Source organism: Erwinia sp. AC075 (genome assembly GCF_979253995.1).
This window is the reverse complement of record NZ_CEEDEU010000001.1, coordinates 967,463-980,581: the sequence shown is the minus strand read 5'-3', so window position 1 is coordinate 980,581 and position 13,119 is coordinate 967,463. Positions and strand designations below refer to the sequence as shown.

Annotated in this window: 15 protein-coding genes; 5 read left to right on the top strand and 10 right to left on the bottom strand. The window is 53.3% G+C overall.

Annotated features, from left to right (window positions below; translation table 11 throughout):
* Nucleotides 1-8 precede the first annotated feature (8 nt).
* From AC0IXH_RS04605 to AC0IXH_RS04595, 3 genes are all read left to right on the top strand, one after another.
* The gene (locus AC0IXH_RS04605; protein ID WP_013202477.1) at nt 9-809 is read left to right on the top strand and encodes a PTS mannose/fructose/sorbose transporter subunit IIC; all 801 of its coding nucleotides are present in this window, start codon (nt 9-11) and stop codon (nt 807-809) included.
* A 16-nt stretch (nt 810-825) separates the two neighbouring features.
* The gene (locus AC0IXH_RS04600; RefSeq protein ID WP_013202478.1) at nt 826-1,689 is read left to right on the top strand and encodes a PTS mannose transporter subunit IID; all 864 of its coding nucleotides are present in this window, start codon (nt 826-828) and stop codon (nt 1,687-1,689) included.
* Nucleotides 1,690-1,781: 92 nt separating this feature from the next.
* Complete coding sequence (locus AC0IXH_RS04595; protein ID WP_134824289.1) at nt 1,782-2,240, top strand: DUF986 family protein; 459 nt, start codon at nt 1,782-1,784, stop codon at nt 2,238-2,240.
* 15 nt (nt 2,241-2,255) lie between these two features.
* Here AC0IXH_RS04595 and rlmA read toward each other — a convergent pair whose 3' ends face one another.
* The 5 genes from rlmA to AC0IXH_RS04570 form a co-directional block, all read right to left on the bottom strand.
* Entirely contained in the window at nt 2,256-3,170 is a 915-nt protein-coding gene (gene rlmA, locus AC0IXH_RS04590) for a 23S rRNA (guanine(745)-N(1))-methyltransferase (protein ID WP_471720049.1), read from the bottom strand.
* Between the two features lie 171 nt (nt 3,171-3,341).
* The gene (gene cspE, locus AC0IXH_RS04585) at nt 3,342-3,551 is read right to left on the bottom strand and encodes a transcription antiterminator/RNA stability regulator CspE (protein WP_001062678.1); all 210 of its coding nucleotides are present in this window, start codon (nt 3,549-3,551) and stop codon (nt 3,342-3,344) included.
* Nucleotides 3,552-3,589: 38 nt separating this feature from the next.
* A complete protein-coding gene (locus AC0IXH_RS04580) occupies nt 3,590-3,709 on the bottom strand; it encodes a DUF2627 domain-containing protein (protein WP_013202481.1) in 120 nt (39 codons plus the stop codon).
* A gap of 538 nt (nt 3,710-4,247) precedes the next feature.
* The gene (locus AC0IXH_RS04575) at nt 4,248-5,252 is read right to left on the bottom strand and encodes an MBL fold metallo-hydrolase (protein ID WP_105759776.1); all 1,005 of its coding nucleotides are present in this window, start codon (nt 5,250-5,252) and stop codon (nt 4,248-4,250) included.
* Between the two features lie 24 nt (nt 5,253-5,276).
* Nucleotides 5,277-5,546, bottom strand: a complete 270-nt coding sequence (locus AC0IXH_RS04570; RefSeq protein ID WP_471720048.1) for a YebO family protein — start codon at nt 5,544-5,546, stop codon at nt 5,277-5,279.
* A 247-nt stretch (nt 5,547-5,793) separates the two neighbouring features.
* On the opposite strand from AC0IXH_RS04570, the gene AC0IXH_RS04565 reads away from it, so the two are divergent.
* On the top strand, nt 5,794-6,030 hold the full coding sequence (locus tag AC0IXH_RS04565; RefSeq protein ID WP_346567501.1) for a YobH family protein: 237 nt from the start codon (nt 5,794-5,796) through the stop codon (nt 6,028-6,030).
* Between the two features lie 33 nt (nt 6,031-6,063).
* Here AC0IXH_RS04565 and kdgR read toward each other — a convergent pair whose 3' ends face one another.
* Nucleotides 6,064-6,855, bottom strand: a complete 792-nt coding sequence (gene kdgR, locus AC0IXH_RS04560) for a DNA-binding transcriptional regulator KdgR (protein WP_105759778.1) — start codon at nt 6,853-6,855, stop codon at nt 6,064-6,066.
* Nucleotides 6,856-7,049: 194 nt separating this feature from the next.
* Here kdgR and AC0IXH_RS04555 point away from each other — a divergent pair, with 194 nt between their 5' ends.
* Complete coding sequence (locus AC0IXH_RS04555; protein WP_013202486.1) at nt 7,050-8,426, top strand: MFS transporter; 1,377 nt, start codon at nt 7,050-7,052, stop codon at nt 8,424-8,426.
* A 58-nt stretch (nt 8,427-8,484) separates the two neighbouring features.
* Here AC0IXH_RS04555 and htpX read toward each other — a convergent pair whose 3' ends face one another.
* The 4 genes from htpX to AC0IXH_RS04535 all read right to left on the bottom strand — a co-directional run bounded on the left by htpX (nt 8,485) and on the right by AC0IXH_RS04535 (nt 12,961).
* On the bottom strand, nt 8,485-9,366 hold the full coding sequence (gene htpX / locus AC0IXH_RS04550; protein WP_013202487.1) for a protease HtpX: 882 nt from the start codon (nt 9,364-9,366) through the stop codon (nt 8,485-8,487).
* Between the two features lie 246 nt (nt 9,367-9,612).
* A complete protein-coding gene (prc, locus tag AC0IXH_RS04545; protein ID WP_013202488.1) occupies nt 9,613-11,652 on the bottom strand; it encodes a carboxy terminal-processing peptidase in 2,040 nt (679 codons plus the stop codon).
* 19 nt (nt 11,653-11,671) lie between these two features.
* On the bottom strand, nt 11,672-12,364 hold the full coding sequence (gene proQ, locus AC0IXH_RS04540; RefSeq protein ID WP_013202489.1) for an RNA chaperone ProQ: 693 nt from the start codon (nt 12,362-12,364) through the stop codon (nt 11,672-11,674).
* A 96-nt stretch (nt 12,365-12,460) separates the two neighbouring features.
* Nucleotides 12,461-12,961 carry a GAF domain-containing protein gene (locus tag AC0IXH_RS04535; protein ID WP_013202490.1) on the bottom strand — a complete coding sequence of 167 codons (501 nt, stop codon included), beginning with the start codon at nt 12,959-12,961 and terminating at the stop codon, nt 12,461-12,463.
* Nucleotides 12,962-13,119 lie beyond the last annotated feature (158 nt).

Here is a 13,119-nt window from a genome sequence, read left to right as displayed (position 1 = left end):
GAAGTACAATGGAGATAACCACTCTTCAAATTGTGCTGATATTTATTATTGCCTGTATTGCAGGTATGGGATCTATTCTCGATGAATTTCAGTTCCACCGTCCGCTTGTGGCTTGTACCTTAATTGGTGCCGTTCTGGGCGATATGAAAACCGGTATTATTATCGGTGGTACGCTGGAAATGATCGCCCTGGGTTGGATGAACATCGGTGCCGCCGTGGCCCCGGATGCCGCCCTCGCCTCTATTATTTCTACCATCCTGGTTATTGCCGGCGGACAAAGCGTAGGTGCCGGTATTGCTCTGGCAATTCCACTGGCCGCTGCGGGTCAGGTACTGACGATTATCGTTCGTACCATTACCGTTGCCTTCCAGCATGCTGCCGATAAAGCCGCCGAAAAAGGGAACCTGACCGCGATTTCCTGGATCCATGTCTCGGCACTGGTTCTGCAGGCGATGCGTATCGCTATCCCGGCCATCATCGTGGCAGTGTCAGTGGGTACCAGCGTCGTTCAGGGTCTGCTTGAATCGATCCCGGATGTGGTGACCAACGGCCTGAATATCGCCGGTGGTATGATCGTTGTCGTCGGTTATGCGATGGTGATCAACATGATGCGTGCGGGCTATCTGATGCCTTTCTTCTATCTCGGTTTCGTTACCGCGGCCTTCACCAACTTTAACCTGGTTGCGCTGGGTGTGATTGGTGTGGTGATGGCGGTGCTGTATATCCAGCTGGCACCGAAATATAACCGCGTGGCGGGTGGTCAGGCTTCCGGGCCAGTGACCAACGACCTTGATAACGAATTAGATTAGGGAAAGGGTGAGTAAAATGGTTGATACCACTACAACTACAACGACCTCAGCTCCGCTGAAAAAACTGACGCCAGGCGATGTGCGTGGTGTATTCCTGCGCTCTAACCTGTTCCAGGGTTCGTGGAACTTCGAACGTATGCAGGCGCTGGGTTTCTGTTACTCCATGGTTCCGGTGATCCGTCGCCTCTATCCTGAGAATAACGACGACCGCAAACAGGCAATCAAACGTCACCTGGAATTCTTCAACACCCACCCTTACGTTGCTGCACCGGTTCTGGGTGTGACCATGGCGATGGAAGAGCAGCGTGCAAACGGTGCCCCTATAGATGACGCCGCAATTAACGGCATCAAAGTGGGTCTGATGGGTCCTCTGGCTGGCGTAGGCGACCCGATTTTCTGGGGTACGGTGCGTCCGGTATTCGCGGCACTGGGTGCCGGTATTGCCATGAGCGGCAGCCTGCTGGGTCCGTTGCTGTTCTTCGTGCTGTTTAACGTGGTGCGTTTGCTGGTGCGTTATTACGGCGTGGCCTATGGCTACCGTAAAGGTGTCGATATCGTTAGCGATATGGGCGGCGGCTTCCTGCAGAAACTGACCGAGGGGGCATCGATCCTGGGCCTGTTTGTGATGGGGGCGCTGGTCAACAAGTGGACGCACGTAAACGTACCGCTTGTTGTCTCGCGCATTACCGATCAGACCGGTAAAACCACCGTGACGACCGTGCAGTCGATTCTCGATCAGCTGATGCCGGGCTTAATCCCGCTGTTACTGACCTTCGGCTGTATGTGGCTGCTGCGTCGTAAAGTGAACGCGCTGTGGATTATCATCGGCTTCTTCGTGATTGGGATCTTCGGCTACTGGATTGGGCTGTTAGGTCTGTAAGGTTTGCAGCCGGGGGAAACCCCGGCTTTCCAGAGACCAGCCGGCATCGCTTAGCCTGAACGATGCCGGCTGTTCTTTTAGGGGAAGATAAGATGTCACTCACTGATTACGTCATCGTGTTGTTTATCGCACTGTTTCTGGCTTATGCGATTTACGATGAGTTTATAATGGACCGGCGGAAAGGGCCGACACAATTAAAGGTGCTGCTGAAGCGCCGCAACAAGCTGGACAGCCTGATTTTTGTTGGACTGGTGGCGATTCTGATATATCAGAACGTCAACAATCAGGGCCCGAGGATCACCACCACACTGCTGATGGCGTTGGCCTTCCTGTCGGTTTATCTGTTCTGGATCCGCCTGCCTAAGCTGCTGTTCAAACCCGAAGGATTTTACTACGCCAATATCTTTATCGACTATCGGCGGATCAAAGCGATGAATCTGTCTGAAGACGGTATCCTGGTGATCGAACTTGAAAACCGTCGGTTGCTGATCCACGTCAGAAAACTGGATGACCTGGAAAGCATTTATCACTATATGGTGCAACAGCAGTAGCCACAGGGCTGCTGCTTACGATACGCCCTCACCCTCGGTATCGTCGTCAGTGGCTGTAGCCTCGACGACGGCTTCCTCAGCGGACGCCAGCGGCGCGATAACGTCCGCTTCGACGCTCTTGCGCTGCCACAGTCGCAGAGTAAAGTCGGTTTCACAGTCAAACTGCGTGGTGGTCGCCAGCACGCCCCACACTTCCGGACGGGCACGCCAGGCAAACGGCGTCATCTGCAACAGAGCGCCGGACTCCTCGCTGGTCAGCTGCATTGGATAATTCAGCGAGTGCTGTTCGACCAGCTCAAAACCGGCCATCTCTTCTGGCGTCTCGTCATGTAGCTTCACGTCCTGATAAATTAACGCCTTAAACTGGATCAGATGACGCGGGCCAGGAGTAACGGTCAGCACGTAGCCACTCTCTTTCACTACGCGCGCCAGCTCTTCAGCTTTACACGGGGCGTATATCCGCAGCACGGCATCAAATTGCTGTTTGGCAAAAGGCAGACGGTGGCTTGAGGCGACGCAAAAGTCTACGTTGTGGTAACGCCGGGCACCAAAGCGTACCGCCACTTTAGAGACGTCGAGGCCGAACACCGTACTCTCTCCCCTCGCCTGCAGCCTGCTGGCGACAGCGTGGGTGTAGTAGCCCTCACCACAGCCAATATCTAATACTGACGACGCGTGCACAGGCAGGATCCGTTCGAAGATTTCGCACACCCTTTCCTGCAACGGCTGATAATGCCCGGCATCCAGAAACTCGCGGCGGGCCAGCATCATATCAGCACTGTCACCGGGCTGCTTCGAACGCTTGTGTTGTACCGGCAACAGGTTGATGTAGCCCTCCTTCGCCCGATCAAACTGGTGCTGATTTTCGCAGCGCAAACCCGTTGCCAGCGGCAGCAGGGGCAGATGACAAAGGGGGCAAAGGTAAGACATAACAACTCTCCATAAACGGTCCGGGCGGCAGTTTACCGGAAAGTGACGTTCAGCGGCAGACCTTATTGGCCGCAGAATGGAAAAAGCTCTGCCATTGCTGGCAGAGCTTTTGCATTCAGATTCGTGCCTGGATTACGCGCCACGCGGGCTGTAGCAGGCTCAGATCGAAAATTAGATAGCGGTGACGTTCACTGCAGCAGGGCCTTTCTGGCCGTCCTGGATTTCGAACTCAACGTTCTGGCCTTCAGCCAGAGTTTTGAAGCCATTACCCTGGATTGCAGAGAAGTGTACGAACACGTCTTTGCTGCCGTCTGCAGGGGTGATGAAACCAAAACCTTTAGACTCGTTGAACCACTTAACCTGACCTTTAATCTTTGCCATTTTGCAAATTCCTTAGAGTGTTTATTCGCCCGTGGGCTTTACGTACAGAAAAACCAGAAAAAGTTACTGCATGAGGCACGATATAAAAGCTCGGCAAGGAAGTGGTATTCAACGTCAACGTCTTTACTCAAAACTTCTTTACTGAAGATGCCATACATAAACAGAACTGTACCTCGTTTTACCCAAAAGCGTTATCACATATTCGTTTATTAATGGCAAGTCATTTTTAAACGCTGATAGAGATGTCGCACACTATTGAAACGGCTTAGGCACATATTGCACATTACGTATGGAGAGCTGAAACGTTTAACGCGAAACCTGTTAACCCCGGGTCTCATTCATGCTCAAAACATAGGGGTGTATCATAGCCTGCCGCTTTGCTTAAGTCTATTACCTATACCGCTATAGCGCAGAGTATAAGCTGAATTCATTGCATAAATGTGGCATAGCTTACTCAAAATTCTTCATTATCCTGATACGGTCAGGGGATAAACGTTTGGAGGATCAACGGATGCAAAAAGAAGCTATTGGTACAATATGAATTTTAATTGCACCAAAATCAGGAAACTGTATTCCCGCTTGCCCCATTTAAACGCATCTCGCGGCATCAATTAATTGCCGGTCGTACCATCAGTCTATTTGCTTTATTAGACGCTGCTCTCATTTTAGCCAAATGTTAAATTAACCGTTTTAGGATTAATCCTGGGCAATATTATTCAGGGACTTTTTCGCACCTATTCGCCATGCCTGGAAGCGGCTTTCATCCAATCCTGCTGCGCGCATCGCCTCTGACAGCACAATCGGCGGCTCATCCAGGGATTCGTCAGCCAGTTCAAACACACCCCAGTGAATGGGGATGCTCAGCGGTGCGCCAAGTGATTGGTGCAGGGAAACGGCATGTTCAGGATCCATATGTTGACCGCGCATGAACCATTTTGGTGCATACGCGCCGACCGGTAAGGCGGCCAGATTGAACGGCCCCAGCCTGCGCGGGATTTCCAAAAGGTTTTCGCTGTAGCCGCTGTCTCCGGTAAACCAGAAATTCAGTTCACCGGCCTGGATCACCCAACCGCACCACAGTGAGCGATTTCGATCCCACGGCGTACGCATGCTCCAGTGACGCGCAGGCACAGCATGAACAGACATTCCCGCGACCTCTTTATTGCCCCACCAGTCGAGGGGCGTGACGTTCACCGCGCCCAACGCCTTAAACCAGCGTTCAAGCCCTAATGGCACCACAAATTCAACCTGCGGAAAACGCCTCAGGATTTTTTTGATAGTGGGCCTGTCGAGATGATCGTAATGGCTGTGAGAAATCAGCACGCAGTCCAGTGCAGGCAAATCGTCAATCTCGAGTGCCGTGGGGGTTTTACGTTCCGGGCCGAAGAAACTGACCGGCGAGGCTCTGCGCGATAATACCGGATCGATGAGCGTGTAGCGGCTGTTAACGCGCAACAACAGGCAGGCATGACCCAGCCACCAGATGGCATCGTCAATCCCCGTCAGGTCAGCGCGCTGCCACCAGCGTTGGGTGAAATGGTCGTAACCTTTAGCCGGCGGGAAAGGTAATCCCGCCGCCTTGCGCTCTTTACGCCAGCGCTTCAGATCGCCATTCTGTCGCAGCTCAGGCTCGGGATTGCGGAATCCGTCAGGCGTATGGTGCGATTTATCGGCATCGTACCAGGGATTTTTCCAGGCCATAGTCACGCTTCCTTGAGTGAATACTTAACGTTCAGGGATCAGTCGGGTGAAATCTTTGTTATCCGGCTCGGTGCTGGCGGCTTTCTCTTTTCCGGCGACCGAATCGGTCAAACGGCGTAATAACACATTCTGACGCTTCTGCTCTTCCAGCAGGGCCTCAAGTAACTGGACCTGCTGGCTGGCCTTGACGCTGGCGCGATTGACAAAAAACCATGCAATCAGCCCGACTATCACCAGCGCTACGCTAAACCCCATCGATGCCAAGCCCAGCGCGCCATTTGTTATTTCGTTCATACATGCCTCAAAAATGCGGGTGTTACTGCAATACTGACTGATGCAGACCTGCGAAGATTCTACCAGGTCAGACGCGAATTGATAGCCAGCTCACACAAATTTAAGAACCTTCGCGCAGCCGTTGTCCCAGGCTTTGTGTATCCTCAGCGCTAAGTACGTACAGGCTCGCAGCTTACTGCTATGATAAACGCTGGCAGCGAGGTGGAAACGCCAGGATTGCTGTCTGACAAACAATAAAGGGGAATACATGAGATTTTTAATTCGCATCGTTGCGCTGCTGGTCATTATCTGGCTTGCTCTGTTAGTCACCGGTTACGGTGTTCTGGCAGGAAGCACTAAAAATGTGGCTGGGTTGGGATTACAGTGTCAGTACATGACCGCGCGCGGCATGGTGACCGCACAGTACCTGCACTCTGACAGCGGTGTTGTCGGCGTGACCGATTGCCCGTTGCTGAAGAAAAGCACCGAAGTCGTCGATAACTGAGTGAATAAGGGCCAGAGAACTCTGGCCCTTTTGTCAGAACGGGTAGTCGTGATAGCCCATCTGCTCTGAAAGCCGTTTTGCAGAACGATGCAGCATCGCCACATAGCTGCTTTTCTCTTCCTCAGAGAAACGGATGGTCGGGAAGGAGATACTCAGCCCGGCAATCACCACGCCAAAACGGTCAAAGACCGGTACCGCGATACACCGCAGCCCCTCTTCCTGCTCTTCATTATCTTCCCCATACCCCTGCGACCGGACTTTCTCCAGCACCGGCAGAAGCGCTTCGGTGCTGCCGACCGTTCTGGGCGTGCTGCGGTTATAGGTCACGTTGGCCATGATGTCTTTCACTTCTGAGACGTCACGCCAGGCAAGTAGCACCTTGCCAATAGCCGTGCTGTATAACGGATTACGGCGGCCAATGCGTGAATACATTCGCAGGTTATACAGGGAGTCAATTTTGTGAATATAGACAATGCTGTCTTCTTCCAGCGCGCCAAGATGGATGGTTTCTTTGGTCTGGCGAGAAATGTCGCGCATCTGGATGTCCGCGCTACGGATCAAATCGACATTTTGCAGCGCCTTGGCGCCCAGTTCGAACAGCTTTAGGGTCAGCGAATATTTTTCTGACTCGCCTTCCTGATCCACATAACCGAGGGATTTCATCGTTTGCAGAAAACGGTAAACGGTACTCTTCGACATCATTACCCGCTGTGAAAGCTCGGTAATGCCATGCTCACGATCCTCGCCCAGTGCCTGCAGGATACCGAAAACCTTCAACACCGATGAGACTGAATCCGGCTGTTTATCCACATCGCCATTCGCCATGACAGGACCTTATTTTTGTTTTATAAAAAATGGAACGGTATTTCTAGTATACGTTTTGCGGCCTGGCAGGTGCAATGCTCAGTGGGTAAATTGCCCTGACATATCTGCTGATAGTTTTCGCCGCGTAACAACCTGGAATAGTCAGTGAAAAATCATTAGCATAATGATATTCACTCTTCTGACTAATTTGGTCCATGCCGCAAACAACTCAACCCGACGGATTACCCATCCCGCAGCGCTACGGCGCGATAATGGCGATTGCCTTAGGCATTACCGTTGCTGTGCTTGACGGTGCCATTGCCAACGTGGCACTGCCGACCATCGCCCGCGAGCTGCACGCCAGCCCGGCAGAATCCATCTGGATTGTTAACGCCTATCAGCTGGCCATTATCATCTCGCTGCTGTCACTGTCGTTCCTCGGCGATATTCTGGGCTACCGCCGTATCTATCAGGCCGGTCTGGTGCTGTTCACCTGCACCTCGCTGTTTTGCGCCCTTTCCAGTTCACTGGAAATGCTGACCTTTGCCCGCGTATTACAGGGCTTTGGTGGCGCCGCGTTGATGAGCGTCAACACCGCATTGATTCGGATAATCTATCCGCAGCGCTTTCTCGGGCGTGGAATGGGCATCAACTCGCTGATCGTGGCCGTATCTACCGCTGCCGGCCCCACCGTGGCGGCCGCGGTGCTATCTGTCGCCTCGTGGAAATGGTTGTTCCTGATCAACGTGCCGGTCGGCCTGGCGGCGCTTTATCTCGCCTTCCGCTTCTTGCCGGATAACACGCAGAAATCGAAAGAACAGCGCTTTGATATTCCCAGCGCAATTATGAATGCCCTGACCTTTGGCCTGTTGATTTCGGCTTTAAGCGGCTTCGCGCAGGGACAAAGTGGCAAGCTGGTGCTGGCCGAGCTGGTGGCGCTGGTCATCGTCGGCTTCGTCTTTATTCGCCGTCAGTTGAAAATGCCCTTCCCACTGTTGCCGGTGGATTTGCTGCGCATTCCCATCTTCTCGTTGTCGTTGGGCACCTCGGTCTGTTCTTTCTGCGCCCAGATGCTGGCGATGGTCTCACTGCCCTTCTTTATGCAAACCGTGTTACACCGTGGCGAAGTGGCCACCGGACTGTTACTGACTCCCTGGCCACTGGCTACTATGGTGATGGCGCCCATTGCCGGCCGACTGATTGAGCGCTATCACGCCGGTCTGCTGGGAGCGATTGGACTGGCGATGTTCGCCAGCGGTCTGTTCTCGCTGGCGCTGCTGCCTGATTCTCCGTCAGATCTGAATATCATCTGGCGCATGGCGCTGTGCGGTGCGGGTTTTGGCCTGTTCCAGTCACCGAACAACCACACCATTATCACTTCCGCCCCGCGCAACCGCAGCGGTGGTGCCAGCGGCATGTTGGGCACCGCGCGCTTGCTCGGCCAGACCAGTGGTGCCGCGCTGGTCGCGCTGATGTTCAACCTGTTTGGTGGCCACGGTACCCATGCCTCTTTATTACTGGCAGGCAGCTTCGCAACGCTGGCTACCGTAGTAAGTGCGATGCGAATGACGCAGCCCGGCACCCGTAGCTGAGTGCTTTTCAGGCATAAAAAAACCGGGCAATGCCCGGTTTTTTCATTACAGCTGTCGGTTACTTAAGATACTGACCGCTGCGCAGCGCTTCAATGCGCTTATCCAGCGGTGGGTGAGACATAAACAGCTCACTCAGTGACTTCGACTTACCGTTGATGCAGAAGGCCATCATGGTGCTGGCTTCCTGCGGCTCATAGCTGGTTTTCAGACGTTGCAAGGCTGCAATCATCTTCTCACGACCAACCAGTCGCGCAGAGCCGGCATCGGCATGGTACTCACGGTGACGCGAGAACCACATGGTGATGATGCTGGCCACGATACCGAAGACCAGCTCCAGCACCATCGACACGGCGAAGTAGACCATTGGGTTGCCGTTATTGCCTTCACCTTCATCACGGTTGCCGGACAGGAAGCCTGCGGCAACCTGCGCCAGAATGCGCGAGATAAAGATCACGAAGGTGTTCACGACACCCTGAATCAGCGTCATGGTGACCATATCACCGTTAGCGATGTGGCTGATCTCGTGAGCCAGCACCGCTTCGGCTTCGTCACGGCTCATGTTCTGCAACAGGCCGGTAGAGACCGCCACCAGTGACGCATCACGACGGGCACCGGTCGCAAAGGCGTTGATATCCGGCGCATGATAGATAGCCACCTGCGGCATGGCGATACCCGCCTGCTGTGCCTGCTGAGCAATGGTCTGCATCAACCAGCGCTCGGTCTCATTGCGCGGTTGCTCAATAACCTCACCACCGACGGATCGCAACGCCATCCACTTCGACATCAGCAGTGAGACAAACGCACCGCCGAAGCCAAACAGACCCGCCATGATCATCAGGCCCTGTACACTGCTTGACTGGATCCCTGTCAGGCTGAGGATCAGCCCAAAGACCAACATAACGCCCAGGTTGGTCAGCAGGAAAAGCGCAATACGCATCATAGAATTTCATCTTCCTCAGTTAACAAATTCGCTTATAGCGGATAACTATCCTATGGGCAAAGCAAAACATTTCAAGCACCCTTAATCTTTAAGTGTCTAAAAAGACATAACTTTACACTTTGAAGCATCCTGGGATGCATCAACAGGAAGAGTTAAGTGAAATGGCTTTGCCAGCAGGCGTAAATTAGCGACAGGCGAGAGGTGCGGGATAAAAAAAGGGCACAGACTAAGCTGTGCCCTTCGGGTTTATTTTGCTGCCGCTGGCGGCGTTTGTGCTTTTTCAAGCTGCGCCAGGTCGTTAGCAATGTTGACCGTTTCGTCGAGGTACGGATCCGGTTCTTTATAGTCTTTCGGCAGATCGTCCAGCTTAGCCAGTGGCTTTTTGCCTTCCTGCTGCAGACGGGCGTTAATCCGCTCCAGACGCAGTGCATCATCCTCGTGGTTCTCTTTCTCACGCTCGGCGAGGTTCAGAGAGATGATATTGCGCTTGTCCTTCATTGCATTGAAGCGCGCGATATCTTTGATGATGTACTGGAACTCACGATCCTTGGCGATGCGATCCTGATGGTCCTGAATCAACTTCGGCTCAAGTGAGGTTAAGTCACCTGACTTGGTGTAGCTGGCCGCATTGATGCTGTCCCATGGCAGGGCGTTATCTTCGAACTTCTCGCCAGTCTCAACCGCTTCCACGCCGGTTGGCATCAGCAGGTCAGGCGTCACGCCTTTACGCTGAGTACTGCCGCCGTTGATACGGTAGAACTTCTGAATGGTGTACTGGACAGAGCCCAGCGCCGGCCATTCTGGACGCAGCATCTGATCGTAGATCCGGTTCAGTGAACGGTACTGCTGCACGGTGCCTTTACCGAAGGTTGGCTCACCAACAATCAGCGCACGTCCGTAGTCCTGCATCGCAGCAGCAAAGATTTCTGAAGCCGAGGCACTGAAGCGGTCAACCAACACCACCAGCGGACCTTTGTAATAAACGATGCCATCGTTATCACTGTCTTCACGAACCTTGCCGTTGTTGTCACGAACCTGAACAACCGGGCCGCTTGGAATGAACAGACCAGACAGGGAAACCGCTTCGGTCAGTGCGCCACCGCCGTTGGTACGCAGGTCAATGACCACGCTATCCACGTTCAGCTTCTGCAATTTCTGCAGCTGCACTTTCACATCGTCAGTCAGGCCAACATAGAAACCAGGGATATCCAGCACGCCCACTTTCTTATTGCCGACATTCTGCACGGTCATTTTGACCGCGCGGTCTTCCAGACGGATTTTCTCACGCGTCAGGGAGACGATGCGGGTTTTGGTGCCCTTCCCGGCCGGTAACACTTCCAGGCGCACTTTGCTGCCCTTCGGTCCTTTGATCTGCGCGACCACGTCATCAAGACGCCAGCCAATCACATCCACCATCGGTTTGCCCGGCTGAGCGACACCCACGATCCGATCGCCAACGGTGATCGATTTGCTCTTGGCTGCCGGACCACCGGCGACCATCGAGTTAATCACCGTATAATCGTCATCCATTTGCAACACCGCACCAATACCTTCCAGAGAGAGGCTCATTTCGGTATTAAACTGCTCGGTGTTACGTGGAGAGAGATAGTTGGTATGCGGATCGATTTCGTGCGCGAACGCGGTCATCGCCAGCTGGAAGACGTCCTCGCTGTTGCTCTGCGCCAGACGGCGGATAGCAAACTGATAGCGCTTGGTCAGGACTTCGCGGATCTCTTTTTCATCTTTGCCGGTCAGCTTCAGGCTCAGCTCGTCATATTTGACTTTCGCGTCCCACAGCTGATTCAGCTCCGCCGTGGTTTTTGGCCACGGCGACTTGCTCCGGTCGATATCAATGGTATCGGTACCGGTGAAATTCATGGGCTTATTCAGCACGGACAATGCGTACTGATAGCGCTCAAAGCGGCGTTTCTGCGCCAGATTATACAGGTCGTAAAATACATCCAGCTTACCGCTCTTCAGCTCATCGCTTAAGGTGGTTTTTTTGCTGGCGTATTGTTCGATATCCGAGGTCAGCAGCAGGTTGTGGCTGTAGTCCAGCAGATTCAGATAGCGTTCGAAAATCTTAACGGAAAAATCCTGATTAAGATCGAACTGGCGATAATGCGAGCGGGTAAAACGTGAGGTAACACGTTCACTGACTGTCGCATGCTGAGGTTCCTGATGCAGCTGAGGAATTTGATCGGCACGCGTAATGTTATCGGCGGCGAAAACGTTCCCTGCCAGCAGCAGTCCTGCGATCACAGTAGTTCTGAAAAAATTGTTCATGCCCTGATTGGCCTCCGTATCAGAACTGCAAGTGTTCTGCGCGTACTATCATTGCCAGGCCGGAAGCCAACTGTACCCGGACGCCATCTTTGGTAATTTCAAGAATGGTTGCGTCCATCGCACTTTTGCCCGCGGTGACTTTGATATTCTGGCCGACTTGCAGTGCTGCGGTATCGGTAACGGGTTTAGTGGGAGCTGGAGCTGCTGCTGGCTGACGCTCTGCGGAAGGTGCGCGCTCGGTGCTACGCTGAGGTTTGCTGCGAACCTGGCGTGGCTGCTCACCTTCGGCAGAAGGTTTACGCGCGGGTTTACGAGGACGGCGTGGTGCCCCCTCTTCTCCAGCTTCGCGTTTCTTCGCCTGCTGCTGCTCACGCTGTGCCTGAACACGCGCTTTTGCTTCTTCGAGTTGCTTACGGGCATGTTCAACATGCTGCTCGTCGAGGACGCCACAGTCGTTACCATCCAGATCAACGCGAACTGCACCGGCTTTGATGCCGTACAGGTAGCGCCAGCTGGACGTATAAAGACGGAGTGCGGAGCGGAGCTGAGTTTTACTCAGGCTCATTTCGCCCTGAACACGATCGACTAAATCCTGAAAGATGCCGACCTTAAGTGGTCGTGCTTCGCCTTCGGCGCTAAAGCATTTCGGGAAACGCTCGGCCAGAAAGGCAATGACTTCTTTACTACTATTCAACTTGGGTTGATTTTCCATGAAATTTCCTGATTACAACGGGTTTGCCAACCAGCGCAGGCATGAACAGGCGTCATTATAATGACCCCATCGGCAATTGCTACGTGATCCAGCGCTTTAGCTGCGTTTCATGTGAATAAATTTTTCCACATCAGACCCGGCAAGCACCTCACACAGCCCGTCAGTGAGGGTTTTTAACCCCGCTTCGTCTTCGCTGTCGAAGCGTTTATATTCGATACTATCGATGTCCAGCACGCCAATTGTCTGGCCGTTCACCACCAATGGCAGCACGATCTCAGCATTACTGGCCGCGTCACACGCGATGTGACCCGGGAAAGCATGGACATCATCCACGCGCTGAACCTGACTTTCGGCCACGGCCGTACCGCACACGCCGCGACCTACCGGAATACGCACACAGGCGATTTTTCCCTGGAAAGGTCCCAGAACCAGCGTATCGGCTTCGGTCAACAGATAGAAACCTGCCCAGTTAACACCGTCAAGGCGCTCATATAACAGCGCGCTGCAGTTGCTCATTGCCGCCAGGAAACTTGTTTCTCCAGCGATAAGCGCGCGCAAATCACGGTTCAGGTCCGAATAAAACTCAGCTTTTGTCATTTTTTAACCATTGTGAAAACGTGTCATGAGGCCCATGATGACCCCTTGCTAAAATAAGCATTAAATGCCCAGACGGACAAGGTGAATCATTCCGTTAGTTAATATACCCTTAGTCAGTCCGAAGCCTTAAGCATGACCTTGACGTGTCATTATCGTTT

What these genes read in the sequence shown, in the direction of transcription:
- AC0IXH_RS04570 (WP_471720048.1), bottom strand. Translation starts at nt 5,546, where the DNA reads ATGAACGAAATAACAAATGGCGCGCTGGGCTTGGCATCGATGGGGTTT.
- cspE (WP_001062678.1), bottom strand. Translation starts at nt 3,551, where the DNA reads ATGGCAAAGATTAAAGGTCAGGTTAAGTGGTTCAACGAGTCTAAAGGT.
- AC0IXH_RS04595 (WP_134824289.1), top strand. Translation starts at nt 1,782, where the DNA reads ATGTCACTCACTGATTACGTCATCGTGTTGTTTATCGCACTGTTTCTG.
- AC0IXH_RS04555 (WP_013202486.1), top strand. Translation starts at nt 7,050, where the DNA reads ATGCCGCAAACAACTCAACCCGACGGATTACCCATCCCGCAGCGCTAC.
- proQ (WP_013202489.1), bottom strand. Translation starts at nt 12,364, where the DNA reads ATGGAAAATCAACCCAAGTTGAATAGTAGTAAAGAAGTCATTGCCTTT.
- kdgR (WP_105759778.1), bottom strand. Translation starts at nt 6,855, where the DNA reads ATGGCGAATGGCGATGTGGATAAACAGCCGGATTCAGTCTCATCGGTG.
- rlmA (WP_471720049.1), bottom strand. Translation starts at nt 3,170, where the DNA reads ATGTCTTACCTTTGCCCCCTTTGTCATCTGCCCCTGCTGCCGCTGGCA.
- AC0IXH_RS04605 (WP_013202477.1), top strand. Translation starts at nt 9, where the DNA reads ATGGAGATAACCACTCTTCAAATTGTGCTGATATTTATTATTGCCTGT.
- AC0IXH_RS04580 (WP_013202481.1), bottom strand. Translation starts at nt 3,709, where the DNA reads ATGTATGGCATCTTCAGTAAAGAAGTTTTGAGTAAAGACGTTGACGTT.
- AC0IXH_RS04535 (WP_013202490.1), bottom strand. Translation starts at nt 12,961, where the DNA reads ATGACAAAAGCTGAGTTTTATTCGGACCTGAACCGTGATTTGCGCGCG.
- AC0IXH_RS04565 (WP_346567501.1), top strand. Translation starts at nt 5,794, where the DNA reads ATGAGATTTTTAATTCGCATCGTTGCGCTGCTGGTCATTATCTGGCTT.
- htpX (WP_013202487.1), bottom strand. Translation starts at nt 9,366, where the DNA reads ATGATGCGTATTGCGCTTTTCCTGCTGACCAACCTGGGCGTTATGTTG.
- AC0IXH_RS04575 (WP_105759776.1), bottom strand. Translation starts at nt 5,252, where the DNA reads ATGGCCTGGAAAAATCCCTGGTACGATGCCGATAAATCGCACCATACG.
- AC0IXH_RS04600 (WP_013202478.1), top strand. Translation starts at nt 826, where the DNA reads ATGGTTGATACCACTACAACTACAACGACCTCAGCTCCGCTGAAAAAA.
- prc (WP_013202488.1), bottom strand. Translation starts at nt 11,652, where the DNA reads ATGAACAATTTTTTCAGAACTACTGTGATCGCAGGACTGCTGCTGGCA.